A 23,744-nucleotide genomic window follows, 5' to 3' on the forward strand; every position below is an offset into this window, starting at 1 on the left:
GAAGCCCTCGCCCCTGTCGAGCACGACGGGGAACAGATGATTGACGCTCGGACCCTGCACGGGTGGCTTGGGATCGGCGACCGCTTCGACCAGTGGCTCAAACGCCGTTGCCGCGAATATGGATTCATCGAGGGCGAGGACTTTTATCCGCACAAGATTGTGCAGATAGACGGGAAGAAGGTGCATCACCGTCGCAAGGACTACCTCCTGACCTTCGACATGGCGAAAGAGCTGGCGATGGTCGAGCGCACCGACATCGGCCGGAAAACCCGCCGCTACTTCATCCAAATGGAGAAGGCTGCGCGCTGCATCCTAAGTCACTGACAACGCATCACTTCCCGAATAGGGCCCACCTTTGGGGGAAGAGCATGGAAGATATACCCTAGGGTATTACTATAGGAGACCCACAGGAGACCCTTTGGGGCTCTGACGGGATTGAGGGTCTCCACCATCTCCTCCCCCACCCCAACACCCCCTCAGGGGCCCCGCAGACCCCCACGGGTCGAATAGGGCCCATCCTTGATAGAAGGAACCGCGTGGCTGTTCTCCTAGGCTGTTCGGTCCCTTCTATTCCCAGCCTCCCTGCCCGACAGGTCGAAGGCTCCGGCGGGTATGCTGCCGGACGCGGCAAGCTGCCCGCCATCTCATTCAATTCAGTTTCGATGCCCCTGCCAGAGAACGGCGGGAGCTCGGATGCGGCCCCGTGGGGGCCATTCGCCGTGGCGTGTGCCACACCCTACCCAAGCATAAGGACCAAGATATGTCCGATTCCTCTACCGTTCCATCGACCCCCGCAGATGAAGGATCGAGCAACTACACTCCGAAAAGCTACGACATAGCACCGGAGGATGCGGAGCTTGCGGAGAGCATCCGCAATTACGACCCAGTTTATGACACCCCCGGCCTGTTCTCCGTTAAGGGAAACCCCAAGTTGCCGGAGGCTATCACCCTAGGCCGTAAACTCATAAACTGACTTGCGCGGCGCGGGCGCGGTTGATTCAAGGCTTCGGGAAGGAGCTTTGGATGACGCGTCGTAGATTTGAACTGACCGATGATGAGTGGCTGGTGATCGAGCCGTTGTTGCCGAACAAGCCTCGCGGGGTTCCGCGTGTGGATGACCGGCGGGTCATCGACGGGATATTGTGGCGCTTTCGCACGGGCAGTCCTTGGGCTGATATTCCCGAGCGCTATGGCCCACATACCACCTGCTACAACCGTTTCGTGCGCTGGCGCAAAGCCGGTGTGTGGGACCGCCTTCTCGAAGCGGTGAGCCAAGCCTTCGACGGCGAGTTGGTCATGATCGACAGTTCTTCCATCCGGGTCCACCAGCACGGTGCGACCCTAAAAAGGGGGACCCAAATCGCTGCATGGGACGTTCCCGGGGCGGTTTGACAACCAAGATCCATGCCCTGGTTGATGGTCGCGGCCTGCCGATCCAACTGCATCTGTCCGAAGGCCAGGCGAGCGATTGCCGTGAGGCCGAGAGGCTGCTGGCCGCCGTGCCGAACGCCACCACCTTTCTCGCCGATAAGGCTTATGACAGCGATGCCATTCGCAGTCAGATCACCGCGCAGGGTGGCTTCGCCAACATCCCAGTCAAGCGCAATCGTCGCAAAGGCTTCGCGTTCAGCAGCTTCCTGTATCGCTACCGTAATCTGGTCGAGCGTTTCTTCGGGAAACTCAAAAACGCCAGAGGCTTGGCCACCAGATACGACAAACGAAGCGATAACTTCCTCGCTGCCATCAAGCTCTTCTGCACACGCCTATGGATCGCCGCTAATGAGTCTACGCCCTAGAGATGCTCCCGACCGATGTAAGAGCGCGCGTGGAAGCGCGCATTGAAGCGGTGCCGCAGCAGAGCCGAACTGAGAACGTCCAGCGCGAACTGATCCGCCAAGGGGCCGAGCAGTATGCCTATGAGATGAGGGTCCGTGGTGGCGCAGGCCATGACGCCAACCCCTATCAGCAGGAAGAGCTCCTGATTGAGCATGAGCGGCTGGAGGCGTCGGAAAAGCTTGTGCAACTGCAAGCCGATCTACTCGACGTCCACGGCTGGAACGCTGTCGTTGATGAAAAGACCGGACAGACCGTTGGCGATCCTGATTACCGCCTGAAAGGCGACGCCCGCACCGCGGCGGAGCATGAGGTCGCCAGCCTCAAGCACCAGCTCGCCGTGCTGGAGGGAGTGGAAGGCAAGCGCCGATTGGAGCGCGCCCTCTACGAAACCGTGCAGGAGCGCAAGAAGCTGCAAGAAGAGGTCGACATCGACCGCGAAGCTCAGGCAGATGCCGCTCGGCAGGTCCGCGCAGCCCGCGTCGCCGACCGTGCAAAGGCTTACCGTAAGTTCGCGGAAACGGAACGGTGAGGAAGTCGAAGGGCCGCAAGCCCCGCACTCCCTCAAAGAACCCCTACCGTGCCGGCTCGGCAGACTTCGCCGAACGCTCGAAAGAGAACCGCAGAACCGAGGGAGCCTTGACGGTCGTTACCGTCGGCACCCCTGCGCCTCGCCCTTGAAACCCGCAGCATAACGAAGGAGCCCCGCCGGAGACCCGTGCGGGCCCTTTGTGCTGCCAACAAGAAAGGTCAGACCATGTCTGTCCGACCATCCCTGCGCGCTTCCATCGACGCGAAGTGCAAGGATTGTATCTTCGACCCTGACGCCATCGGCAACTGGCGCGAGCAGGTCGCAGATTGCGCCTCCTCCAACTGCCATCTCCACGAGGTTCGTCCTGTCCCTAGCCGGTGTGTGAGTGGCGGTCGCATCGACCCTACAGCGGTCGCTGAGGTGCGCGCAAAACTGGAACGGGAAGCGGCTTAAAAGGCCGTTTTTCTGGAGCGGGAGTGCGGGGGGTGCGGCTGGGCTAATGCTCCTGCCTAGTTGCATCCTCCCGCTTCTCCTGTCCTGAAAAAACAGCCCTTAGCCCCATTCTTTCATGGCTAAAAAGGCATCCCCTCCCGTCCCCTCAGGACACAAGTGGTGTCATGGCTGCAAAGCCGCGTTGCCGCTGGAGAGTTTCGGGATGCGCATGTGCCGTGGAAAGCGGGTGCATCATTCCCGCTGCGTCTCCTGCCTCCGGTCTCAGAAGCGAGAGCAGAAGGTCAGAGCCGCCGATTGGCTCGCCTATCAAGACGCCAAGCCCCCATCACCCCAACGGCCTCCCACGTGGCTCCGACTGCCTGAGGAGATAGATCATGGCTGAATATCCATATGCCACCATCGCGGCTTCGATCAGTTGCCCGCAGTTGCGGCAGAGCTTTGTGAACGCTGCCCGCACGAGAACCCGTGTGCCGCCGTATGAGCTCCTGAGGATTGTCGAAAGGAACCGCTGGGCGTTCGACCGATAGCGGCTACGAAAATGCTCAAAAATCCGAAGCGGGTTATCGTAGGTCGCCAACAGCCCATTCCCCCCATAGGGGGCCGGTCAGGGAGAGGCTGGCAGGAGGAGGAGAGCTCACGGCTCCCACATCCTCCCGCCGTCCCCTAGGGCCTCAGCCCTCCGCAGTCTTTTGACGGGGGCAGGTCTCAGGCTCCACCTCTCCGATGAGCGCCGCCAGCCTAGCCCTTGCCCGCGCTGCCCGACCGAGCGTTGCACCTGTCGTGTTCTGCAATTCCATCTGTCCCTCCTGTCGTATGGAGGGGACGAGGTATCCCACGCAGACTCACGCGGCAATACGCTAAGCTCCTGAAAATACTTACAGAGGTGCGACAATCCCGCAGCGGGACAGTTCCGCCCAACTGCCCCAGCTCAAAAGGTGTAACTTCGGAGCCATGCCGAATGGCGGCTCAGGAGATGGATCGAAAGATAGCTTGACAGACTTATAATCTAGCTCATATCTAGCGCCATATCTTTCGACCCAATGGAGTGAGCCATGAGCCGGATTGCCTATTACCGCGTCAGCACCGGAGACCAGAGCATCGAAGCGCAACGCAAGGCGCTTGGCGGCTCGTTCGACCGTGAGTTTGCAGACGAAGGTGTAAGCGGCGGATCACTGGCAGCATCGCGCCCCGCGTTCTCCCAACTGCTCTCCTATGTCCGCGAAGGCGACACCGTCTGCGTCTATGCCATCGACCGGCTTGGCCGCGATGCTCTCGACGTCCAGTCGACTGTGCGGGGGCTCATGGAGAAAGGGGTCACGGTGGATGTCCACGGTCTCGGCAGCATTGGCCGAGGCGTTGGCGAGCTCATTGTCGCCGTGCTCGCTCAGGTTGCAGACATGGAACGCCAGCGCATCCGTGAGCGGTGCGAGGCAGGACGGGAAGCGGCCAAGACGGCTCTCAAGGCCACCGGCAAGACCCATAGGGGTAAGGCATCGCTTGGCCGGCCCAACGCAGCGGACCCGCAGGAGGTCATTAGGTGGCGGAAGGAGAACGGTGCGAGCATTGCCGATACCGCAGCACACTTCGACCTCTCCACCGCAACCGTGAAGCGATACGGTCGAGCCGCATAACGCTCGGGCCTTTGAGGCCCTGCATTTTTAGATCACCGCCGCCCCGTGCTCCCGCCGTTCTCTTTCGGGGGCTTGGGGCGGTCTCATATTTAACGAAAGGAAACCGCTATGTGCGGAGCAATTCCCCTAGCGGTCGCCGCTGGGGTCGTGGGCATGGCCCAAACTGCCTATTCCATCTCGGCCCAAGCCCAACAGGCGAAGGCTCAGAACAAGGCCATTTCCAATCAGCTAGACGTCGTGAATGAGGAAGCGCGGCAGAAAGCCACCGCAGACATTTTCGACGCCTCCCGCGCTGCCCGCAGGGAACAGGGGCGGCTCCGTGCTGCCGCTGGGGAGGCTGGCATGGCCCTGAGCTCCGGCTCTGTAGAGGCCCTCCTGTTCGATAGCGCGATGCAAGCGGAGCTGGAGCATGACCGCTCCCTCGCCAATCTGGAGAGCCGGACCAAGGCCAACGCGGCTGACGCCACCTCCATGTATTCCAGTGTGAGGAATACGAACGGGCTGGCGGCTGGATTGCAGCTCGGAGCCTCCGCCCTGAGCGGGTGGTCAGGCATTGAAGCGGCCAAGATTGAACAGCGCCGTGCCGAACGCGCAGCGCAGGGATGATGTAGTGTCCTGTCGGGGTCCTGAGGGCTCCGGCGGGACCTGCGTTTTTCGCCTGCCCAGTTTCTTAGTTGATCCGATCAACTTAGAACGGGACCTGCGTTTTTCGTGAAGCTATTGAGGGGCGCGCTTGTCTTTGAATAGTTGCAGCGTTCGTGCCCCTGTGTCTTGAGGATGGTCCTGCGCCAATGCAACGCCATCACGCTCGGCCCTGAGGCGGATATAGCCGCGCAAGATTGGCTCTCTCAGCTCATACCACCCCTGCCGAGTTCCGATCAGGATTGCGCCGTGTGAGTCCTTCTTTAGCGAGTTCATTCGGGTGTTAAACCGCGTCCTATCCATAGCTGGATGGGGCCGCTGCTTCATGATGTCCTGATAGGAAAGAAAGATGTCAGTGCTCCGACGCTCAAACTCGTGGTGATCCGCGACGGCCCACAACACCTCCTGATAGTCGTCATTATATTTTCGCGTCGCTGTCTCGTAGAGCTCTTGCAGAAACGGCTCGATGTCCTGCACCGCCGCTTCGATGGCCCTGCGATAGAGCTCGGGAGTGACCTGAGATATATCCTCAGGATCATCGAAAATCTCCCAGAACAGCTTTTCGCAGATAAGGTGGATGTAGTGAGGGAAGCCGTCGCTAATCGCCCCAATGCGATATTGAGTGCTCATGTCGACTTCGATGCCGAGAGCCTCAGCAGCCGCGTTGATGATTGCCAAGCGGCCATCCCAGTTCAAGGGAGAGAGGGACACGGAAGCGAGGTAACGATAGCAGGAGTGATGAGCGGCAAGGAGACTCTCAAGCGACTGGCCGATACCCGTGAAAAGCATTTTGATAGGCACCGATTGGTCGCCCATCTGCTTAATGAAGTCAGCAAAAAGCCCCCTGTCTGCATCATTGGGCAGCGCGTCGAACTCGTCGAAAATCACGACACGCTCTTGAAGATGCTTGTCGACACAATAGCGGATGACCGACACCACCTCATTCAGCGATGTAAGCTCGGGCACTTCGCGGGCCTGTAGCTGCCCCTCCAGAGTTGCCGAGAGACCATAGCCTGCGAGCCCTATGGAACCGCCGGACACCCCGCCGTTAACTGGGGTTGCCCCTAGGAGCTGCGAAGCGAGGTTCCGCGCAAGGGAAAAGAACGTCTCACTATTGCAAGCTAGTTGGATTGGCCGGTCATCCTCCGCGCACAAGAAGTTCGCCACTGACAATGCCAAAGAACTCTTGCCGACGCCGCGGTCGCCAAAGATGAATACGTGCCGCCCCTTTGAATGGAAGGCCCTAGTGATTTGTGTGACCTGTTCCCGCCGCCCGCGAAGTAGTTGCAGCCGTTGAACGGGGCTGCTTGGGGTCAGGTAGCCCTGTAGCGTTTCTACGAACTCTAGTTCGTTCAGGTCTCTAATTGCCATCCAGAGATATTAGCTGACGGTCGGGGGAAAGCGAGTCAGCCTCCCACCACATTCCCCACCTTCCACAGAATAAACGGTCCTTTACGTTCCCATCGGGAGCAGATTATGCCCGCCCGCCGCCGCGATCTCCAGCGCGCGCTTGGCGGTTTCCTGCCCCTTCACCTGTTTCAGGTCGGGGCCAAGGGCGCGATCGGCCAGCTCGCCCCTGTCGGGCACAGGCAATTGCTGGACGCCCTTCAGATGGTTGAGCAGGCTGACAAGATCAGGGGCGGCGACCACGGCGGTCTCGCTTGCCCAGCGCGCTTCGGACCCTTGCGCGGCGGGGCAGATCAGCGCCTTGTCCTCCGCCGCGGCATGGATCGCGGCGGGCAACACGCCCGAGGATGCGACGATTCGCCCGTCCAGCGCCAGTTCACCCACCGCGACATAATCCGACAATTGCTCGCCATCGGTCACGCCCATGGCGGCCAGCAGGGCCAGCGCGATGGGCAGGTCGAAATGCGATCCTTCCTTGGGCAGGTCGGCGGGCGACATGTTCACGGTGATGCGCTTGGGCGGCAGCGCCAGACCCATGGCGGCCAGCGCCGCGCGCACGCGTTCGCGGCTTTCGCCCACGGCCTTGTCGGGCAGGCCGACGATCTGAAACGCGGGAAGCCCGGATGCCAGCTGGCATTGAACTTCCACACGGCGAACCTCGAGGCCCAGATAGGCCACCGTCTGCACCAGCGCGACCATGTTTGAGATATATCCTTGCGACCCTGTTGCCCTCGGCTATGAATCAGCATCGAGGGCACTGTCCAGCCCGCTTGCCGCTTGACTCACAGCTGTAACATCAGTAACCGCGCCCCCAGCAGAGGCTGCCTCTTGATCGGGCGGCCCTTTTTGTTGGCACTGCGCGGTTAAACTGCTGCGGTGTCGGAAACGCAGTCAGACTTTGGGAATTTCACCATGAAGCGCACTTTTCAGCCGAGCAATCTCGTGCGTAAGCGTCGCCACGGTTTCCGCGCCCGCACCGCCACCGTTGGTGGCCGCAACGTGCTGCGCGCCCGTCGCGCCCGCGGCCGCAAGAAGCTGAGCGCCTGAGGCTTTTCAGCCTCACGTTCACGCGATTCGCGAGATTATCAAAGCGCCGGCCGGGTTCGCCCGTGCCGGCGTTTTGCGTTTGCCCGTTGCAGTTCTAGCCTGACCTTATGACCACCACTCCCGCCCCCGGCGTGATCCGCAAGCGCAGCGATTTCCTTGCCGCGAACAAGGGGTTGCGCGTGGCACGGCCGGGTTTCGTGCTGCTGGCGCGGCCCAACGGGCTGGAGCCGGATTCGATGCGGTTCGGAATCACGGTCACCAAAAAGATCGGCAATGCCGTCGTGCGCAACCGGATGAAGCGGCGTTTCCGCGAATTGCTGCGCGCCGAATTGCCGCTGCACGGGCTGGCCGGTCACGACCATGTGCTGATCGGCCGCGACGGCGGGATAGAGCGCGATTTCACCCAGCTGCGCGAGGAATTGCGCGCCGCCCTTTCGCGTGCCCGCGAAGGCAAGGGCGACCCGCCACGCCGGAGGAACCCTGCACGCAAGGGCCCGAAGCGATGAAATATATCTTCATCGCCATTGCCCGCCTCTGGCAGCTGGGTCCCTCGCGCATTCTGCCGCCTTCATGCCGGTTTACGCCGTCCTGTTCGGAATATGCGATTCAGGCGCTTCGAAGGCATGGCACGATTAAGGGTGGATGGCTGGCGACGAAGCGACTATTGCGCTGCCACCCTTGGGGCGGGTGTGGCCATGATCCGGTTCCGTAACCGGCAATAGTGGCAACTCAGTTTTTTGGACGTGCGACCGTTTTCGCGGCGCCTGAATTTTAGATCGACTGGATTGGGATTTTGGAAAACCAGCGCAATATCTTGGTCGCACTGGTCCTTGTGGCCGTGCTGCTGTTCGGCTGGGATTCGGCCATGCAGTATTTCTATCCGCAACCCGCGGTAGAAGCCCAGCAGGCCGCGGCCGCCGACGATGCGACATCTTCGGGCCGCAACCGCGAGGGCGGGCTGACCAATGCCGCCGATATCGAGGAAGAGGCCCGCGATCTTGAAACGCAGCTGGGCGACGCAGGTCGCGTTGCCATCGCCGCGCCGTCCATCGAAGGGTCGATCAACCCCGTCGGCGCGCGGATCGACGATCTGACGCTGAACCGCCATCGCCAGACGGTTGACAAGGCTTCGCCCCCCGTCCGCCTGTTTTCGCCCAATGGCACGCCCGCGCAATATTTCACCCAGTTCGGCTGGGTCGGCGAAGGCGTGGCCGTTCCCGCCGCCGATACGGTCTGGCAGACCGAGGGCGAGGCGCTGACCCCCGAAACGCCCGTCACCCTGCGCTGGGACAATGGCCAGGGGCAACGTTTCACCATCCGCCTCGAGGTCGATGACAATTACCTGATCACCGCAACCCAGACCGTCGCCAACACCGGCAGCGGCCCCGTGGTGGTGCAGCCCTATGGCTTTATCAACCGCACGAGCCGCACCGCCAGCAGCGATATCTGGAACGTGCAGTCCGGCCCGCTGGCCGATGTGGACGGATCGGTCGATTTCGGAACCGATTACGACGATGTCGATGACGCCAAGGTGGTCAATCTGCAAGGCCGGTCGGAATGGCTGGGCTTTACCGATATCTACTGGCTTTCGGCGCTGATCCCCGACAATGGCGACGCCGCCGACGGTTCGTTCCGCGCGCTGGGCGACCAGCATTACCGCGCCGATCTGATCTATGACGCCGTCACCGTGCAGCCCGGCAAACAGCTATCGCGCACCACGCGCCTGTTCGCCGGCGCCAAGGAAAGCGACGTTCTCGAAGCGTATGACGAGGCCGGGATCGACCGTTTCAGCCTGACGATCGACTGGGGATGGTTCCGCTGGTTCGAAAAGCCGATCCTGTGGCTGCTGAAATCTCTGGCCAATGCGGTCGGCAATTTCGGCGTGGCGATCATTTTCCTGACCGTCATCGTGCGCGGGATCATGTTCCCCATCGCGCAAAAGCAATTCGCCAGCATGGCCGCAATGCGTGCGCTTCAGCCCAAGCTGAAGAGCCTGCAGGAACGGTACAAGGACGACAAGCAGACGCTTCAGCAGGAGATGATGAAGCTCTACAAGGAAGAGAAGGTGAATCCGCTGGCAGGCTGCCTGCCGATGTTCCTGCAGATCCCCGTCTTTTTCGCGCTGTACAAGGTGCTGCTGATCGCGATCGACATGCGCCACCAGCCCTTTATCCTGTGGATCAAGGATCTGTCCGCGCCCGACCCGCTGCATATTCTGAACCTGTTCGGCCTGCTCGATTTCAACCCGCCAGGCTTCCTTGCCATCGGCGTGCTGGCACTGCTGCTGGGCCTGACCATGTTCCTGCAGTTCCGCCTGAATCCCGCACAGATGGACCCGGCACAGCAGCAGATCTTCATGATCATGCCATGGGTGCTGATGTTCGTGATGGCGCCGTTCGCGGCGGGCCTGCTGCTGTACTGGATCACCTCGAACACGCTGACCATCGCGCAGCAGAAATATCTCTATTCGCGCCACCCGCAGCTTAAGGAAATCGCCGCGCGCGAAGCCGAAGAGAAAAAGCGCAAGGCGGAAGAAGCAAAGGCGAAAGCGTGAGCGAGGACCTGACGCCCGAGGAAGCAGCCCGCCGCGCTGAATACGAAGAGCGCGCGCGCAAGCTGTTCTCGGGCCCCGTCACATTTCTGCTCAGCGCGCCGCAGCTGAAATTCCTGCCCGAACCGACGGTGCCGGAAATCGCCTTTGCGGGCCGGTCGAACGTGGGCAAATCCTCGCTGCTGAACGCGCTGACGGGTCGCAAGGCGATCGCGCGCACGTCGGTCACGCCGGGGCGCACGCAAGAGCTGAACTATTTCGACGTCGGCGGGGGCGATGATACGCCGGTGCAATTCCGGCTGGTCGACATGCCCGGGTACGGCTTTGCCAAGGCGCCGCTGGCCGTGGTGAAGAAATGGCGTTTCCTTGTGAACGATTATCTGCGCGGGCGGCAGGTGTTGAAACGCACCCTGCTGCTGATCGATGCGCGCCACGGCATCAAGCCGGTGGATCACGAGATCATGGAAATGCTCGACGCGGCGGCCGTGTCCTATCGCATCGTCCTGACCAAATCGGACAAGATCAAGGCGAGCGAGCTGGAGGAAGTCACCCAGCGCACGCTGGCAGAGGCCCGCAAACATGCAGGGGCCTATCCCGAAATTTCTGTGACGTCCTCGGAAAAGGGCATGGGCATCGCCGAACTGCGCGGCTTTGTGCTGGAGAGTGCGGAGATCTAGGGCGCGCGAGGGGGGACGAGTGCTCTTTGGGGGTTCAGCCAGCGCAGCATCACGCGTTCGACCCGCCGGTGCAGCCATTCCGCGATCCCCAGCGTAACAAAACCCAGCGCAACAGCCGCGACCGCCGGTTCGGGATGGAATCCGTCAACCGACAGAACCGCTTTGACGGCGAGTACCACCACGATCCAGTGAATCAGGTAGAGCGCATAGCTGCTGTCGCCGAAGAAGCCGATCCTGCGAACCCATTGCGGCAGGCCGTTCTGTTCGGCCATCACCAGCCCGGTAATCAAAAGCCAGCTTGGCACGCCCCACGATATGACACGCGGCACGCGATCGAAACCCGCCACAATGCCAATCGCGAACAGCCCGATGGATAGCGCGACCAGCAACAGGCCGCCGCGCCTTGGCAGCCGGCCCCTTACCAGCAGCCATGCCACGCCGGCGCCGGCCACGAATTCCAGCAATAGCGGGCTGCCCAGCATTTCGATAAACGCATTATCGACCGGCATCGCCACGCCCAGCGCAATCGTGGCCAGAAACAATGCGGTCAGCGCGATTAAACCCCGCGTCAGCCCCGCCAGCATGGCCACCCCGAAGCAAAGGTAGAACAAGAGTTCGAACGCGAGGGTCCAGCCGGGCGGTATGATCGCGGCGGCACTGCCCGGCAACAGGAACAGCGCCGCGACAAGCATTGTCAGTTCGCGATCCCACGGCGTGCCGGCCAGCGCAAAGCCTGCCAGCGTAAGTGCCGCGCATATCCAGTATATCGGATAAATCCGTATCAGCCGTCGCCGGTAAAACGCGCCGATCGAATAGGATTTTTCGCGGGTGGTATAGACCATGATGAACCCGCTGATCACAAAGAAGATATGCACGCCCACCGCACCAAAGCTGAAAAGGTGGCTTTCCGCTGCGATCAACGGCCTGCTGACCGATGTGGCAAAGGCATGCTGCGCGTGGAACCACACCACCAGCATGGCCGCGATGGCCCGCATCATCTGGATCGAGTGGATCGTGCCCCGCAGAGGAGCGGCCGCAGCCACAGGTGCATTGGACATCAGGACAGGGCCGGCCGGATTTGCCCCAACGGGCCGTCAAACTCCATATGGGCGCGATACATTCAACTCGTTCTGCATGGCAATGTTCAGGCCGCCTTTATCAATAACCCACATATCTTCCCGGCCGGTGGTTCACCATCAGGATCGAATTGATCGCCAACGCCGACAGGACCGAAATCAGGAACGGCATCCAGTCCAGCGTGACAAGTGATGCGGTTAGGATGGCGGCATCGCCGATCATTTGCGTGCGGCCCGCGTTCCACCCCTTCGTCTTCATCAGCGCCAGCGCAACGATACCCGAACCGCCCACCCCCGCGCCGTGGCGGGCCAGCGACAAAATGCCCAACCCCGCCATCCAGCCGCCGATCAGCGCCGCGAACAGGGGATTCACGCTATCGGTGACGATGCCCCACGGCACCACCATGCCCAGAACCATGATCGCCACATTGGCAAGCAGGGTCTTGAGCGCAAAGGACCGGCCCATGAAGCGCGCGGCCAGAAAGAAGAACGGGATATTGATGACGATGAACAGGGTCGTCGCGGGCAGCGGCACTAGATAGCTGGCCAGCAGCGCCACACCCGCCATGCCGCCCGTAACCAGCCCCGCCTTGTGCAGCAGCACCACGGCAAAGGCGATCATGCTGCTGCCGATCACGATGGCATAGCAATCCTCGGCCAGCGAATGGCGCATCAGGTCGCGCACCGGCGTATGTTCGGCGGCCCCGTCGGTGGCGCACTCGTCAATGGCTGGCGATATGTCGGTTCGCTGCTGCATGGCGTCCTTCGAAAAAACGAAACGGCCAGGCATCCTCTTGTCATCCCCCTCGCACAGCCTTGGCGGCGTGCTTCGGGAAGAGGCGCTTTTGCGCATTCGCATGATCATGCGCAAGCCCCGATTGCGGCTGCGCAATATATGGAAAGGCGACTGGAAAGCGCGCGCACTCCACCCTATGCTGGGTGCCGGTGATGGGGCAATACCGGCAAAGAGGGGCAATCGAATGAGCGCGGAATATCCGGCCCTGACAGAGCGGGAGAAGGAAACGCTGCGCCTGTTGCTGGCAGGGCACGAGGCGAAATCGATCGCGCGAGAGCTGGATCTGTCGGTCCATACGGTGAACGACCGGCTGCGCAATGCCCGCGCCAAGCTGGGCGTGAACAGCAGCCGCGAAGCCGCCCGCAGGCTGGCCGAGATCGAGGGCGACCCCCAATTTTCAGGGGCACCCGAATTTTCTGCGCACACACCGCAAACCGCGCCCGAATCGCTGGCACACAACGCATTCGGGGTCGAATCCGCAAACGGGGAACAGGCACAAGAGGATCAGTCAACAACCGGCCGCAAGAAAGGACATCCCCTTATGTGGCTTTCAGGAGGAATGATCATCATGTCGCTTATCATCGCTGCCATCGCGCTTTCGTCGATCACTGGACCGACCGGCGCACCCGCCGGAAACGCCGCGCAGACCGCCCCCGTACAAATGCAGGCCGCTGCCGAGACCGAAGGCGCCAGCGCCGTCGCCGCGCGTGGCTGGCTGGCCCTGGTCGACAGCAGCCAGTGGGAACAAAGCTGGGAAACCGCGGGCACCATGTTCAAATCGCAGCTGACCGCGGCGCAATGGACCGAAACGGTCCAGCCCGTCCGCCAGCCGCTGGGCGCGCTGGTATCCCGGCAGTTGGCCAGCGCGAACCATACCGACAGCCTGCCCGGCGTGCCCAAGGGCGAATATGCCGTGCTGCAGTTCCGCACCGACTTTACCGATATGAAGAACACGGTCGAAACCGTTACTCTGGTAAAGGAAGCATCGGGCTGGGCCGTGGTCGGCTATTTCATCAAACCCGCCTGATCCGGCGCTGAAATGCAATGCGGGATTAGATCGCTCGACTTCACGGTCGTGCAGGTCTAATCCCGCGCCCCATGAAACTGATCATCGGCAACAAGAACTATTCCAGCTGGTCCCTGCGCGGATGGCTTGCTGCGAAACAGTCCGGCCTCTCGTTCGAAGAGATCACCGTCAATATCAGCGGTGAGGAGTGGGAGGATGCCAAGAAGAACTGGGGCGATGTCCAGCCGTCCAGCGGCAAGGTGCCGATCCTGTGGGATGGCGAAGTCGTCATCTGGGACAGCCTGGCCATCCTCGAATATCTCGACGACCGGATCTGCGAGGAAGCCCAGAACGCCCGAAAGGATGTTTGGGCGGGCAGCCGGTTCTGGCCCAAGGACCCCGTCGCGCGCGGCCTGTGCCGTTCGATGGTCGCCGAAATGCACAGCGCCTATCAGGCGCTTCGCCGCGAACTGCCGATGAACGTGCGCCGCCGGGTCGAAGGGATCGATCTGTCGGACGAGGCCAAGGGCAATATCGTGCGCATCCTTTCGCTTTGGGCAGAGGCGCGGTCGCGTTTCGGTTCGGGCGGGCCGTTCCTGTTCGGCAGCTATTCCGCCGCCGACATCTTCTATGCCCCCGTCGTCAGCCGGTTCATGACCTATGGCATCGGCGTTCCCAAATTCGCGCAGGCCTATATGGAAGCGGTGTGGGAACATGAATGGATGCAGGAATGGATCGCCGGAGCCGAAGAAGAGGACTGGCGGATCGAAGCGTTCGAGGTCGCGGCAGAGTAGGCGTTCCGTTCAGCCTGTCGCGTCGCTTTCCCCAAGCACCGCGCGCATGTGCTCGATCGCGCGTTGTGCACGCGCTGAAAGCGGCCATTCGGCGCGGTGGATAAGCCATAAACGGTCGCGCACCGGATCGCCCGCGACCACTGCGATCGCGTCCTGCCGCCCAAAAGCCAAGCGTGCATGGCGCGGCAATACGGTAAAACCCAGCCCGCGAGCCACGGGTTCTGCGATCAGCCCGATCTGATTGACAAAACCGCGCACCGGCAGATGCCCCACTCCCGGATTGCCGGCAAACCGCTGCGTCAGAAGCCTTGTCGCCATCGCCTTCCCGTCAGGATGATCGATGAACCCGATACGCATCAGATCGTCCCAGCCTTCCGCTGCCTTGCCCGCCGGTACGATCAGTTCCAACGATTCCCGTGTGAATAGCTGGTGAGTCAGCCGAGGGTCTTCGGGCGGATGGGTTACCATACCCAGTTCAGCACGGTTTTCGGCGACTGCAGCGATAATGTCGGGGTCAGGCGCAAAACGGTGATGCACGGTCAGGCCGGGCGTATCCGCCTGCAAGTCCAGAAGTCTTGGATACAGGAACTGACCTATGCTGCCGGGCGTGATGATCGACAAAGGGCCCGTTGCGGCCTCTCCTTCCGAAAGACGAGCCTGCAGCCGTCGTTCGGCCGTCTCCAGCTCTGCCGCATGGTCGATCAACGCCTGTCCCGCAGGCGTCAGCTCAAAGCGGCGCGGCCCGCGCAATAGGACGGGGCCTATCCGGTCTTCCAAATGCCTGACATGTTGACTGATAGCGGCCTGCGTCAAATCCAGCCGATCGGCTGCACGGGTAAAGCTGCCCTCTTGCACCAGCATAGCGAAACTGCGGATCCAGACGGGATTTAGCATTAGCATATTTTATATATGCCATAAGGTTTCGCAAGTTCAACTTATGGCCCTGGCACCCTAGGTCGTGAAACTGCACAGCAGGAGTTTCACAATGCACACCCCCTATCCGCGCAATTTTTCGCATATCGGATTGTCTGTCACCGATCTGGATGCAGCGGTAGAATTCTATACCGAAGTCATGGGCTGGTACCTGATCATGCCCCCCACCACCATTGCCGAGGATGACAGCGCCATCGGCGTGATGTGCACCGATGTATTCGGAGCAGGCTGGGGCAGTTTCCGCATTGCCCATTTGTCGACCGGCGATCGCATCGGCGTAGAGATTTTCCAGTTCCCCGAAGCGGAAAAGCCCGCGAATAATTTCGAATATTGGAAAACCGGCGTCTTTCATTTTTGCGTGCAGGACCCGGATGTCGAGGGGCTGGCTGAAAAGATCGTCGCTGCTGGCGGCAAACAGCGCATGCCCGTCCGCGAATATTTCCCGGGAGAGAAGCCTTACCGCATGGTCTATATGGAAGATCCGTTCGGCAACATCCTCGAAATCTATTCGCACAGTTACGAGCTGACCTATTCGGCGGGTGCCTATGGTCCGGCGGACAACAGCTGAGGCAAACAGGGGGGGGCAGGCCCGAAGGCGGCCTGCCTCTAATCCCCGCGCTGGCTGATATAGATCAGGCTGGCCATCGCGATCCCGCCATAGATCCACGATCCCATCATCGGCCCTTCGCCCAATGGCATCTGCCATAGCTGATAACCTGCGACCGCGATCCCCTGAAACAGGCCCCACCAGTTCAGCACCGCGCAGCCCAGCCCGATCTTGCTGATTGCCTTGCCGCTTTCGAACGCGCCCGCACCGGCGCGGCGCAGCGCGAACAGGCGCCATCCGCCATACAGGCACAGCACGCCCGCCGCCGACTCCAGCGCAAAGACCAGCACCATGGCCACCACGATCAGGAAGGGCGGCGGCACCGGCAGCAGGGTTACCGGATAGGCCGTCTGGTCGGCATGGCTGGTGGTATAGGTGAAAAAGGCAAACGCCTCGCCGATATTCGCCAGATTATGCGCGACGTACAGCAGCGCGATAAGTCCGACGATTGCGCTGATCAGCGCCTTCAGAATCCGGTCGACCATGCTAACAGTCCCCCCTGATCGATGCGCCCCTGATGGCGGGGGTTACCACAGGCTGGACGAAAGGGCGAAACGCGTGACCGGTGATAAAGCGGCGCTGGACGGAATATCGGAAGCGGATGCCGCGAACGAGCTGATGCGGCTGGCGCGGCAGATCCGCCATCACAACCGGCTGTATCACGCCGATGACGCGCCCGAGATTCCGGATGCGGAATATGACGCGCTGGTCCGCCGCAATGCCGAGCTGGAAGCGGCATTTCCCCATCTGGTGCGACCCGACAGCCCTTCGCAGGACGTGGGCCACGAAATCGCCGCCTCGCCCTTGTCAAAGGTAACGCACGAGGTTCGGATGATGAGCCTCGACAATGCGTTCGACGACGAAGAGGTTGCCGATTTCGTGGCCCGCGTGCGGCGCTTTCTGGCATTGGGCGCGGACGAACCGGTGGCCTTCACGGCCGAGGACAAGATCGACGGGCTGTCATGCTCGCTACGGTATGAAGGTGGCAGGCTGGTGCGCGCGGCGACACGCGGCGACGGGCAAGTGGGTGAGGATGTGACCGCCAATGTCGCCCATATCGCGGATATTCCGCAAGAGCTGGACGGCGACGTGCCCGATGTGTTCGAGGTGCGCGGCGAAGTCTATATGGAACGCGCCGCCTTTGCCGCGCTGAATGAAGCGCTGATGGACGAAGCCCGCGCGAGGGCCGAGGCGAAAGGAGAGGGTTTCGACCCCGAAAGCGTCCGCCAGTTCGCCAATCCGCGCAATGCCGCCGCCGGATCGCTGCGGCAGAAGGACGCGAATGTCACTGCGAAACGCCCCTTGCGCTTCTGGGCGCATGGCTGGGGCGCGGCCAGCGATGTTCCTGCCGTCACCCAGCACGATATGGTCCGCATGCTGCAAGGCTGGGGCCTGCCCGTATCGCCCGATTTCCGCATCTGCCATTCGCTGGAGGAGATGTATGCCGCCTATCGGTCGATCGCCGGGGGGCGGCCCGACCTGCCGTATGAGATCGACGGCGTGGTCTATAAGGTCGACCGGCTGGACTGGCAGCAACGGCTGGGCTTTGTGGCCAAGGCGCCGCGCTGGGCACTGGCGCGCAAGTTTCCGGCCGAGCGGGCCGAGACCGTGGTGGAAGCCATTGACATTCAGGTCGGCCGCACCGGGAAGCTGACCCCCGTGGGCCGCCTTGCCCCCGTGCTGGTAGGCGGGGTGACCGTCACCAATGTCACCTTGCACAACCGGGACGAGATTGCGCGGCTGGGCGTGCGCCCGGGCGACCGCGTGGTGATTCAGCGCGCGGGCGACGTGATCCCGCAAGTGGTCGAAAACCTGACGCGGGACGAGGACCGCCCCGCCTTCCCCTTCCCCGACCATTGTCCCGAATGCGGCAGCGAGGCAGTGGCCGAGGAAGGCGAGGTCGATGTGCGCTGCACCGGCGGGCTGATCTGCCCTGCCCAGCGGACCGAACGGCTCAAGCATTTCGTCTCGCGCGGCGCGCTTGATATCGAGGGGCTGGGCGAGAAGACCATCGACGAATTTTTCGCGCTCGGCTGGCTGGAAAGCCCCGCCGATATCTTCCGCCTGAAAGACCGGCGCGCCGAGATTCTTGCGCTGGAGGGGTGGCAGGACAAGTCTGTCGACAATTTGTTGGCAGCGGTGGAAAACAAGCGCGAGCCCGATGCGGCGCGCCTGCTGTTCGGGCTGGGCATCCGCCACATCGGCGCCGTTACTGCGCGCGATATTCTGAAAGGCATCGGCGATATCCGGCTGCTACCTGCCAAGGCGCAGGAATTGTTCGATTATCGCCAGAACAACCCGCGCGGCCCCGCCGAAGCGATCAGCCCGTTCAAGACGCGCATGGCAGATAAGGCCAAGAACGTGCTGGGCGGCGCGGACGGCATCGGCTGGGCCGTGGGCGAGGCGCTGGCCGATTTCTTTCACGAGGATCACAACCGCGACGTCTGGAACGATCTGATCGGCGCAAAGGCAGGCGAAGGCGTGGTCGATCCCCCGCCCTATGTGGTCGAAACCACCGCCAGCCGCGTATCGGGCATGACCGTGGTATTCACCGGCAAGCTGGAAACCATGAGCCGCGACGAAGCCAAGGCACAGGCCGAACGTCTGGGCGCCAAGGCCGCCGGATCGGTCAGCGCCAAGACCGACCTGCTGGTCGCGGGCCCCGGCGCGGGGTCGAAACTGAGAAAGGCCGAGGAGCTGGGCATCGAGGTCATCGACGAGGCGGGCTGGGCGACGATTGTCGCCGAAGCAGGCTAACAAGCGCTTGCGACGCGGCACGGCACGCTCTAGGCGGCGTGCCGATGGGCGCAATCCGGCATAGGCACCTGACGATCTGGACCGTGCTGGCACTCGCCTTCGTGGTGCGCGCGCTGGTGCCTGCGGGATGGATGCCTGCCGATCTGGCGCAAGGCTCGGTGCTGATGCCCTGTCCCACCGATCCGGCGATGGGCCGCATATTCGGCGATGCTTCTGCCGCCACAGCGTCCGATCCTCATTCCGCGCATCACGGCCATCATAACGCGCCGACGGCAGATGCCGATTTCAACCCGCATGACGCCCCGCCCTGCGCCTTCACCGCGCTGGCCAGCCATGCGCCCGAGCCGCCCTTCGCCCAGTTGCCCCAGCCGCCTTTGCCCGAAGGACAGGCCGCGATTCCCGTCCGCGCACCGCTGATCCTTGAGAGGATCGCCCGCGAACGCCCGCCCAGCCGCGCACCGCCGCTTCCTGCCTGATGCCCTCGGCCGGAGTCCTTCGGCCAAATCAAGCACACAGACAGGATTATCGAAATGAAACGCTTTCAAGCGCGCACGGCCTGCGCGCTCATTACCCTTGCCTGCGCGACGCCCGCGCTGGCCGACGACAACATCGCCATCGAGAATGACGCCGCTGCGACAGCCAGCGTGGCGATTGCCGAGGCTCCGCCCATCGTGGTCGAGCCGACGCTGATGCACCCGAGCGCTGCCCTGATGAACGATCACATGCACGACGGCGGCGAATTCATGGTCGGACTTCGCTGGATGCGCGAGAATTATGGCGGCGCCAACCAGTCGGGCACGAAAAAACTGACCGATGCGGACGTTCTGGCCGCAGGCTATACCGTGCGCGCCAGCGACATGACGATGGACATGGTCATGCTCGACCTGATGTACGCCCCCAATGACGATATCACGCTGATGGTGATGCCGATGTGGATGCGGCACGAGATGACCATGCTGGGCATCGATCCCATGGCCGGCATGGATCACGACATGGATGACATGGACGGTATGGATGGCATGGATATGGGCGGGGGCCACGGCGGCCACTCCATGGGCTATGGCGATACGATGACCCATTCGGTCGAGGGTATCTCGGATACTTTGGTATCGGCCTCATACCGTTTGGCGCGGACCGGCACTTTCAACGCCCATGCCACGCTGGGTGTGTGGGTGCCGACCGGATCTGTTTCGAAGCGCAATGCCGATGGCAGCTTCGTGCATTATGGCATGCAGCCCGGCAGCGGCACGTGGGACATCGAACCTGCGGTGACCGTATCGGGTCAGAACGGGTCATTCGGCTGGGGCGCGCAGGGCAGCTATAAATGGCGGGCCGAAGATGCGAACACGTCCGGCTTTGCGTTCGGCGATGTCGCGAAGGCGAGCGGCTGGGCCAGCTATGCGCTGACTCCTTCGGTCGGCGCTGTCGCGCGTCTGGGCTGGGAGCACGAAGGCGCGATCGAGGGGCATTACAACGATGCCCACAACCATAGCAGCCCGTCGGACATTCAGGGCAACTACGGTGGCGACACCATCCACCTCGGGCTGGGCGCCAATGCGCTATTGCCCTTTGGCGGTGCCAAGCGTCCGCAATTGAGCGCGGAAGCTGCCTTTCCGCTCTATCAGGACCTCAACGGCATCCAGCTGCCCGAGGACTGGCGCCTGTCCGTCAGCCTTAGTCAGGCGTTCTGATCGCCTTTTGGGTGCCGCCTTCATGCGGGGGCGGCACCCATTTCATCACCGATCCGGCAAAGGGCGTCCACGCACCCGTCGGGATACCGGCGCGGCGCAGGCTTTCGCCCGTCCATTCGTTGCAGGTTAGGTACAGCGTATAGGTCCCGCGCGCGTCATAGAACACGTCCTGCGGGCCATAGCCTGCATAATGCCGCCGCTGCCCGCGCGGCGGCAGATCGCGCAGCAGGGCGCGGACCAGCGCGCGATATTGCGCGCGGCTGATGTGCAGCGGCCGGTAATGCTCCGACGGCTGCGGGTTCACCCAATGCTCGACATGCATCAGCCCCTCACCCCCGAAACCCGCCACGCGCAACACCAGCAGCGGCGACAGATCGGCCCATGTCGGCGTGTCGAGAAACACGTCGCGCTGGCCCCAGCTGATACCGATATGCGTATAGGGGCGCGCCGGTTCGGCCAGATCGGTGACAGGGAAGACGCGGTGCCAGTCGAGGCCATCGGCGCGGACGGGCACCACCACCGACGTATGCACGCCATTGGTGGCGATCATGATATCGATGCCGTCTTCCGGCCCGGCAAATTCGCGATGGGCGGGAAAGGACGACCCGATCCATCCGCACAGGAAATAGGCGCCGATGGCCAGCGCGGCCCAGCCCGATGCCGCGCGAAGGAGCCTTAACGCGCGCTGCGCCGCCGGAGCCACAGGATCGACCAATCGCCATTCACCGCCCGCCGCGCCAACCGAAAGCCCGCCCGAAACGCCGCGCGCCGCACGGCCTGTTCCTGCGTGGTCAGCAGGCCCGCCAGCACCAGATGACCGCCCGGCGCGCAGATTTTGGCAAAATCGCCCGACAATTCGATCAGCGGCCCCGCCAGAATATTGGCGATCACCAGATCATAGGGCGCGCGTGCCTGAATCAGCGGCGAATCGCAGCCTGCCGCCACTGTCATCACCAGTTGGCCCGCGCCGCCGCCCATGGCAAAGCCGTTGGCCTGCGCGTTATGCTCCACCACTTGCGTGCAGACAGCATCGATATCCGATGCCAGCGCCAGCGCGCGCGGCCACATATCCATCGCGGCAAAGGCCAGCAGCCCCGTCCCCGTGCCGATATCCGCGATATTGCGCACCACCGCGCCCTCACGCTTCATCAGCGACAGCATTTCAAGGCAGCCCGCCGTCGTCTCGTGCTGGCCGGTGCCGAATGCCTGGCTGGCGGGGATCAGCAAATCGCGCACCCCATCCTGCTCCGCAGGCGGAAAATCGGGCGTGTGCACATGGAACCGCCCCGCGCGGATCGGCTGCGTCAGGTTCTGGCTGACGACCAGCCAGTCGGTATCGGGCAGCTTCTCAACCTCCAGCGCGGGCGCGCCAAAGGCGAACAGACCCGTCACTGCCGCCTTGTCGGCCCTGGTCGGCTTTCGCGGCAGCCACGCCTCCAGCTTCCATTCAAGCGGCTTGTCCTCGGCAATTTCGCTGCCTGCGATGACGATTTCGGGGTCCCAGTCCCACACATCCTCATGCGCGACAAGCGCAGCCTGCACCACGTCGCGCGGGGCATGAGCGATGATCTTCCAGCTCACTGCGCGGCCTCTTTCGCCAGCAGCCGGTCAAGCCCTTCCCCGGCCCGTTCGGCATAGGCGCTGCATGAAGACGCATCGACCAGCGGCTGATCGCCCCTGATCCGCTCGGCCATGAAGGTCGCCTGCGGATGCGGGCTCATCACGATATCGCAGGGCAGCGCCGCGACCTTGGTAAAGGCGGCGCGTGCATCCGCCACGCGATCGGGATGATCGGTAAAACGATATCCCCCCAGCCCGAAGGTCGTCAGCGAATCGACATAGGCGATTCTGGCGCATGTGCCGTTTGCACAGCTTTCCCACGTGTAACTGGCCGAACCCGGCGCATGGGCGGGCGTGGCATGGACGGTAATCGCAATCGGTCCGACCTCGACCACTTCCCCGTCAGACAGCGTGCGCGACACCGCAACCGGCGCCATCGCGGGCAATTCGGCCGCCTGCGGATCGTCGGGATCGGGCTGGCCGCTTTCCAGCACCGTTGCAGCCCGTGCAAGCGCGGCAACGGGCGCCCCCGTCAGCCGCGACAGCGCCGACAGGCCGCCCGCGTGATCGAAATGTTCGTGGCTGACAAGGATCTGCTTCACATCGGTCAGCGCGAAGCCAAGAGCCGCGATATTGGCGGCAATGACCGGCACGCCCGCCGCATCCGCCGCGTCGATCACCACATGTCCTTCGGGCGATGCGATCAGCAGTGCGGTAATGCCGCAGGTGCCCACGTCATAGACATTGCCGAATATGTGAACGGGCGGCGCCGGATCGTCCCACCCGCGCCCGTTACAATCGCCCAATACGCCCGCCGGTTCATGGTCGGGATGATCCTGCGCCGCGGCAGGCAGGGCGGCAACCAATGCTAGTAGTATAGCGACGACCCTAACGGACATAGCTTGCCCCGTTCGCATCCAGCACGGCCCCTGTCATGCTGGGCGGCGCGTCAGCGGCGCAAAATGCGGCGATGGCGGCGATTTCGGCCGGTTCCGCCACGCGGCCCAGCGGAATATCGGCCAGCAATCCGGGCCCGCCCCGCGATGCGAGATAATCGCCCGATCCTTCTTGTGACGAGTCGGTAAAACCCGGGCAGATCGCAAAGGCCAGAATGCCGTGCCCCGCATAGGCGCGCGCGATCGTCTTGGTCATCGCCACCTCGCCCGCCTTGGCCGCGGCATAGTGCCAGTGATCGGGCGAATCGCCGCGATAGGCGGCGCGGCTGGCGATATTGACCAGCCTGCCCGCCATGGGGTCCCGCGGTTCCTTCAGCCATTGGCGCACCGCCAGCCGCGACAATTGCGCCGCGCTGGTCAGGTTGATGCGCAGGCACCGCTCCCACTCGGCCAGCCAATAGGCATCGGTATTGTCGATGGGACTTGCCTCGAACACGCCGGCATTATTGACCAGCACGTCGATGCGCCCGCCCGCCATATCGACGGCGCGATCCCACAACAGCGCCGTTTCGCCCGCGTCGCCCAGATCGGCGGCGACGCAATCCGTGCCCTCGATCCTTGTGCCGTGGCGGATCACGCGAAAGCCGCGCGCCTCGATCGCGCTGGCGATGGCCGCACCGATCCCGCGTGAGGAACCGGTGACAAGAGCGGTGGGGCGGGCTGCGTTTTCCATCGGGCAAGCGGTAATGCGCGCCGCTTCACCCGACAAGCCCCGTGGCGGCGGACTGCACCGCAGGAAATGCGAACGCTTCGCAATGGCCGGAAATGCGCGATAAATCCTTGCCTAGGGCGCGC

Annotated in this window: 26 protein-coding genes and 1 pseudogene; 17 read left to right on the plus strand and 10 right to left on the minus strand. The window is 62.6% G+C overall.

The window, feature by feature from the left end; translation table 11 throughout:
• Positions 1 to 36: 36 nt before the first annotated feature.
• The 6 genes from LOZ77_RS12865 (at position 37) to LOZ77_RS12890 (ending at position 5,055) form a co-directional block, all read left to right on the plus strand.
• Positions 37 to 324 carry an antA/AntB antirepressor family protein gene (locus tag LOZ77_RS12865; RefSeq protein ID WP_230279410.1) on the plus strand — a complete coding sequence of 96 codons (288 nt, stop codon included), beginning with the start codon at positions 37 to 39 and terminating at the stop codon, positions 322 to 324.
• 436 nt (positions 325 to 760) lie between these two features.
• The gene (locus LOZ77_RS12870; protein WP_230279411.1) at positions 761 to 973 is read left to right on the plus strand and encodes a hypothetical protein; all 213 of its coding nucleotides are present in this window, start codon (positions 761 to 763) and stop codon (positions 971 to 973) included.
• A gap of 50 nt (positions 974 to 1,023) precedes the next feature.
• Positions 1,024 to 1,796 (plus strand): IS5 family transposase gene (locus LOZ77_RS12875; RefSeq protein WP_156170621.1). Its coding sequence is split into 2 segments (ribosomal slippage): positions 1,024 to 1,342 and positions 1,342 to 1,796, totalling 774 coding nucleotides; the frame shifts between segments, so codons are not numbered across the junction.
• A 29-nt stretch (positions 1,797 to 1,825) separates the two neighbouring features.
• On the plus strand, positions 1,826 to 2,365 hold the full coding sequence (locus tag LOZ77_RS12880) for a hypothetical protein (RefSeq protein WP_230279412.1): 540 nt from the start codon (positions 1,826 to 1,828) through the stop codon (positions 2,363 to 2,365).
• A 1,505-nt stretch (positions 2,366 to 3,870) separates the two neighbouring features.
• Entirely contained in the window at positions 3,871 to 4,449 is a 579-nt protein-coding gene (locus LOZ77_RS12885) for a recombinase family protein (protein ID WP_230279413.1), read from the plus strand.
• 153 nt (positions 4,450 to 4,602) lie between these two features.
• On the plus strand, positions 4,603 to 5,055 hold the full coding sequence (locus LOZ77_RS12890; RefSeq protein WP_230279414.1) for a hypothetical protein: 453 nt from the start codon (positions 4,603 to 4,605) through the stop codon (positions 5,053 to 5,055).
• Positions 5,056 to 5,166: 111 nt separating this feature from the next.
• Here LOZ77_RS12890 and LOZ77_RS12895 read toward each other — a convergent pair whose 3' ends face one another.
• Entirely contained in the window at positions 5,167 to 6,462 is a 1,296-nt protein-coding gene (locus LOZ77_RS12895; protein WP_230279415.1) for an ATP-binding protein, read from the minus strand.
• 87 nt (positions 6,463 to 6,549) lie between these two features.
• Positions 6,550 to 7,197: pseudogene (locus LOZ77_RS12900) on the minus strand (magnesium chelatase domain-containing protein); the annotation flags it as partial.
• A 213-nt stretch (positions 7,198 to 7,410) separates the two neighbouring features.
• On the opposite strand from LOZ77_RS12900, the gene rpmH reads away from it, so the two are divergent.
• The 5 genes from rpmH to yihA all read left to right on the plus strand — a co-directional run bounded on the left by rpmH (position 7,411) and on the right by yihA (position 10,773).
• Positions 7,411 to 7,545 (plus strand): 50S ribosomal protein L34, encoded by a 135-nt coding sequence (gene rpmH / locus LOZ77_RS12905; RefSeq protein WP_230279416.1) that lies wholly within the window; start codon positions 7,411 to 7,413, stop codon positions 7,543 to 7,545.
• A 107-nt stretch (positions 7,546 to 7,652) separates the two neighbouring features.
• Complete coding sequence (rnpA, locus tag LOZ77_RS12910; protein ID WP_230279417.1) at positions 7,653 to 8,051, plus strand: ribonuclease P protein component; 399 nt, start codon at positions 7,653 to 7,655, stop codon at positions 8,049 to 8,051.
• Positions 8,048 to 8,257, plus strand: coding sequence for a membrane protein insertion efficiency factor YidD (gene yidD, locus LOZ77_RS12915; RefSeq protein ID WP_230279418.1), 210 nt, complete (start codon positions 8,048 to 8,050; stop codon positions 8,255 to 8,257). Before rnpA ends, yidD begins: the two co-directional genes overlap by 4 nt.
• A gap of 81 nt (positions 8,258 to 8,338) precedes the next feature.
• Positions 8,339 to 10,099 (plus strand): membrane protein insertase YidC, encoded by a 1,761-nt coding sequence (yidC, locus tag LOZ77_RS12920; protein WP_230279419.1) that lies wholly within the window; start codon positions 8,339 to 8,341, stop codon positions 10,097 to 10,099.
• Positions 10,096 to 10,773, plus strand: coding sequence for a ribosome biogenesis GTP-binding protein YihA/YsxC (yihA, locus tag LOZ77_RS12925; protein ID WP_370638008.1), 678 nt, complete (start codon positions 10,096 to 10,098; stop codon positions 10,771 to 10,773). Before yidC ends, yihA begins: the two co-directional genes overlap by 4 nt.
• Here yihA and LOZ77_RS12930 read toward each other — a convergent pair.
• Positions 10,770 to 11,831: an acyltransferase gene (locus LOZ77_RS12930; protein WP_230279420.1), complete on the minus strand. Its 1,062-nt coding sequence runs from the start codon at positions 11,829 to 11,831 to the stop codon at positions 10,770 to 10,772. The genes yihA and LOZ77_RS12930 overlap by 4 nt on opposite strands.
• Before the next feature lie 100 nt (positions 11,832 to 11,931).
• Positions 11,932 to 12,606 (minus strand): YitT family protein, encoded by a 675-nt coding sequence (locus LOZ77_RS12935; protein WP_230279421.1) that lies wholly within the window; start codon positions 12,604 to 12,606, stop codon positions 11,932 to 11,934.
• Between the two features lie 223 nt (positions 12,607 to 12,829).
• Here LOZ77_RS12935 and LOZ77_RS12940 point away from each other — a divergent pair, with 223 nt between their 5' ends.
• Entirely contained in the window at positions 12,830 to 13,672 is an 843-nt protein-coding gene (locus tag LOZ77_RS12940; protein WP_230279422.1) for a DUF4019 domain-containing protein, read from the plus strand.
• A gap of 71 nt (positions 13,673 to 13,743) precedes the next feature.
• Positions 13,744 to 14,445 carry a glutathione S-transferase family protein gene (locus LOZ77_RS12945; protein ID WP_230279423.1) on the plus strand — a complete coding sequence of 234 codons (702 nt, stop codon included), beginning with the start codon at positions 13,744 to 13,746 and terminating at the stop codon, positions 14,443 to 14,445.
• 9 nt (positions 14,446 to 14,454) lie between these two features.
• Here the strand turns inward: LOZ77_RS12945 and LOZ77_RS12950 are convergent, their stop codons facing one another.
• Complete coding sequence (locus tag LOZ77_RS12950) at positions 14,455 to 15,339, minus strand: LysR family transcriptional regulator (RefSeq protein ID WP_230279424.1); 885 nt, start codon at positions 15,337 to 15,339, stop codon at positions 14,455 to 14,457.
• 91 nt (positions 15,340 to 15,430) lie between these two features.
• Between LOZ77_RS12950 and LOZ77_RS12955 the strand changes: the two genes are divergently transcribed.
• Complete coding sequence (locus tag LOZ77_RS12955) at positions 15,431 to 15,946, plus strand: lactoylglutathione lyase family protein (protein ID WP_230279425.1); 516 nt, start codon at positions 15,431 to 15,433, stop codon at positions 15,944 to 15,946.
• Between the two features lie 38 nt (positions 15,947 to 15,984).
• Here LOZ77_RS12955 and LOZ77_RS12960 read toward each other — a convergent pair whose 3' ends face one another.
• Positions 15,985 to 16,470 (minus strand): DUF2165 family protein, encoded by a 486-nt coding sequence (locus LOZ77_RS12960; protein WP_230279426.1) that lies wholly within the window; start codon positions 16,468 to 16,470, stop codon positions 15,985 to 15,987.
• A gap of 133 nt (positions 16,471 to 16,603) precedes the next feature.
• Here LOZ77_RS12960 and ligA point away from each other — a divergent pair, with 133 nt between their 5' ends.
• The 3 genes from ligA to LOZ77_RS12975 are packed head-to-tail and all read left to right on the plus strand — an operon-like array spanning position 16,604 to position 20,433.
• A complete protein-coding gene (ligA, locus tag LOZ77_RS12965) occupies positions 16,604 to 18,742 on the plus strand; it encodes an NAD-dependent DNA ligase LigA (protein WP_230281869.1) in 2,139 nt (712 codons plus the stop codon).
• A 44-nt stretch (positions 18,743 to 18,786) separates the two neighbouring features.
• Positions 18,787 to 19,218, plus strand: a complete 432-nt coding sequence (locus LOZ77_RS12970; protein ID WP_230279427.1) for a hypothetical protein — start codon at positions 18,787 to 18,789, stop codon at positions 19,216 to 19,218.
• A 54-nt stretch (positions 19,219 to 19,272) separates the two neighbouring features.
• Positions 19,273 to 20,433 carry a transporter gene (locus LOZ77_RS12975; RefSeq protein WP_230279428.1) on the plus strand — a complete coding sequence of 387 codons (1,161 nt, stop codon included), beginning with the start codon at positions 19,273 to 19,275 and terminating at the stop codon, positions 20,431 to 20,433.
• Here LOZ77_RS12975 and LOZ77_RS12980 read toward each other — a convergent pair.
• The 4 genes from LOZ77_RS12980 to LOZ77_RS12995 are packed head-to-tail and all read right to left on the minus strand — an operon-like array spanning position 20,417 to position 23,622.
• Positions 20,417 to 21,148 carry a DUF2459 domain-containing protein gene (locus tag LOZ77_RS12980; protein ID WP_230279429.1) on the minus strand — a complete coding sequence of 244 codons (732 nt, stop codon included), beginning with the start codon at positions 21,146 to 21,148 and terminating at the stop codon, positions 20,417 to 20,419. The genes LOZ77_RS12975 and LOZ77_RS12980 overlap by 17 nt on opposite strands.
• Complete coding sequence (locus LOZ77_RS12985; RefSeq protein WP_230279430.1) at positions 21,109 to 22,014, minus strand: 50S ribosomal protein L11 methyltransferase; 906 nt, start codon at positions 22,012 to 22,014, stop codon at positions 21,109 to 21,111. The genes LOZ77_RS12980 and LOZ77_RS12985 overlap by 40 nt, the downstream gene beginning before the upstream one ends.
• Positions 22,011 to 22,892 (minus strand): subclass B3 metallo-beta-lactamase, encoded by an 882-nt coding sequence (gene bla, locus LOZ77_RS12990; RefSeq protein ID WP_230279431.1) that lies wholly within the window; start codon positions 22,890 to 22,892, stop codon positions 22,011 to 22,013. Before bla ends, LOZ77_RS12985 begins: the two co-directional genes overlap by 4 nt.
• The gene (locus LOZ77_RS12995; RefSeq protein ID WP_230279432.1) at positions 22,882 to 23,622 is read right to left on the minus strand and encodes an SDR family NAD(P)-dependent oxidoreductase; all 741 of its coding nucleotides are present in this window, start codon (positions 23,620 to 23,622) and stop codon (positions 22,882 to 22,884) included. Before LOZ77_RS12995 ends, bla begins: the two co-directional genes overlap by 11 nt.
• Positions 23,623 to 23,744: the final 122 nt, after the last annotated feature.

This window comes from Croceicoccus sp. Ery15 (genome assembly GCF_020985305.1).
Taxonomy (GTDB): Bacteria; Pseudomonadota; Alphaproteobacteria; order Sphingomonadales; family Sphingomonadaceae; genus Croceicoccus.

What these genes read in the sequence shown, in the direction of transcription:
- LOZ77_RS12865 (WP_230279410.1), top strand. Translation starts at nt 37, where the DNA reads ATGATTGACGCTCGGACCCTGCACGGGTGGCTTGGGATCGGCGACCGC.
- LOZ77_RS12870 (WP_230279411.1), top strand. Translation starts at nt 761, where the DNA reads ATGTCCGATTCCTCTACCGTTCCATCGACCCCCGCAGATGAAGGATCG.
- LOZ77_RS12885 (WP_230279413.1), top strand. Translation starts at nt 3,871, where the DNA reads ATGAGCCGGATTGCCTATTACCGCGTCAGCACCGGAGACCAGAGCATC.
- LOZ77_RS12890 (WP_230279414.1), top strand. Translation starts at nt 4,603, where the DNA reads ATGGCCCAAACTGCCTATTCCATCTCGGCCCAAGCCCAACAGGCGAAG.
- LOZ77_RS12895 (WP_230279415.1), bottom strand. Translation starts at nt 6,462, where the DNA reads ATGGCAATTAGAGACCTGAACGAACTAGAGTTCGTAGAAACGCTACAG.
- rpmH (WP_230279416.1), top strand. Translation starts at nt 7,411, where the DNA reads ATGAAGCGCACTTTTCAGCCGAGCAATCTCGTGCGTAAGCGTCGCCAC.
- rnpA (WP_230279417.1), top strand. Translation starts at nt 7,653, where the DNA reads ATGACCACCACTCCCGCCCCCGGCGTGATCCGCAAGCGCAGCGATTTC.
- yidD (WP_230279418.1), top strand. Translation starts at nt 8,048, where the DNA reads ATGAAATATATCTTCATCGCCATTGCCCGCCTCTGGCAGCTGGGTCCC.
- LOZ77_RS12930 (WP_230279420.1), bottom strand. Translation starts at nt 11,831, where the DNA reads ATGTCCAATGCACCTGTGGCTGCGGCCGCTCCTCTGCGGGGCACGATC.
- LOZ77_RS12935 (WP_230279421.1), bottom strand. Translation starts at nt 12,606, where the DNA reads ATGCAGCAGCGAACCGACATATCGCCAGCCATTGACGAGTGCGCCACC.
- LOZ77_RS12940 (WP_230279422.1), top strand. Translation starts at nt 12,830, where the DNA reads ATGAGCGCGGAATATCCGGCCCTGACAGAGCGGGAGAAGGAAACGCTG.
- LOZ77_RS12945 (WP_230279423.1), top strand. Translation starts at nt 13,744, where the DNA reads ATGAAACTGATCATCGGCAACAAGAACTATTCCAGCTGGTCCCTGCGC.
- LOZ77_RS12950 (WP_230279424.1), bottom strand. Translation starts at nt 15,339, where the DNA reads ATGCTAAATCCCGTCTGGATCCGCAGTTTCGCTATGCTGGTGCAAGAG.
- LOZ77_RS12955 (WP_230279425.1), top strand. Translation starts at nt 15,431, where the DNA reads ATGCACACCCCCTATCCGCGCAATTTTTCGCATATCGGATTGTCTGTC.
- LOZ77_RS12960 (WP_230279426.1), bottom strand. Translation starts at nt 16,470, where the DNA reads ATGGTCGACCGGATTCTGAAGGCGCTGATCAGCGCAATCGTCGGACTT.
- ligA (WP_230281869.1), top strand. Translation starts at nt 16,604, where the DNA reads ATGCGGCTGGCGCGGCAGATCCGCCATCACAACCGGCTGTATCACGCC.
- LOZ77_RS12970 (WP_230279427.1), top strand. Translation starts at nt 18,787, where the DNA reads ATGGGCGCAATCCGGCATAGGCACCTGACGATCTGGACCGTGCTGGCA.
- LOZ77_RS12975 (WP_230279428.1), top strand. Translation starts at nt 19,273, where the DNA reads ATGAAACGCTTTCAAGCGCGCACGGCCTGCGCGCTCATTACCCTTGCC.
- bla (WP_230279431.1), bottom strand. Translation starts at nt 22,892, where the DNA reads ATGTCCGTTAGGGTCGTCGCTATACTACTAGCATTGGTTGCCGCCCTG.
- LOZ77_RS12995 (WP_230279432.1), bottom strand. Translation starts at nt 23,622, where the DNA reads ATGGAAAACGCAGCCCGCCCCACCGCTCTTGTCACCGGTTCCTCACGC.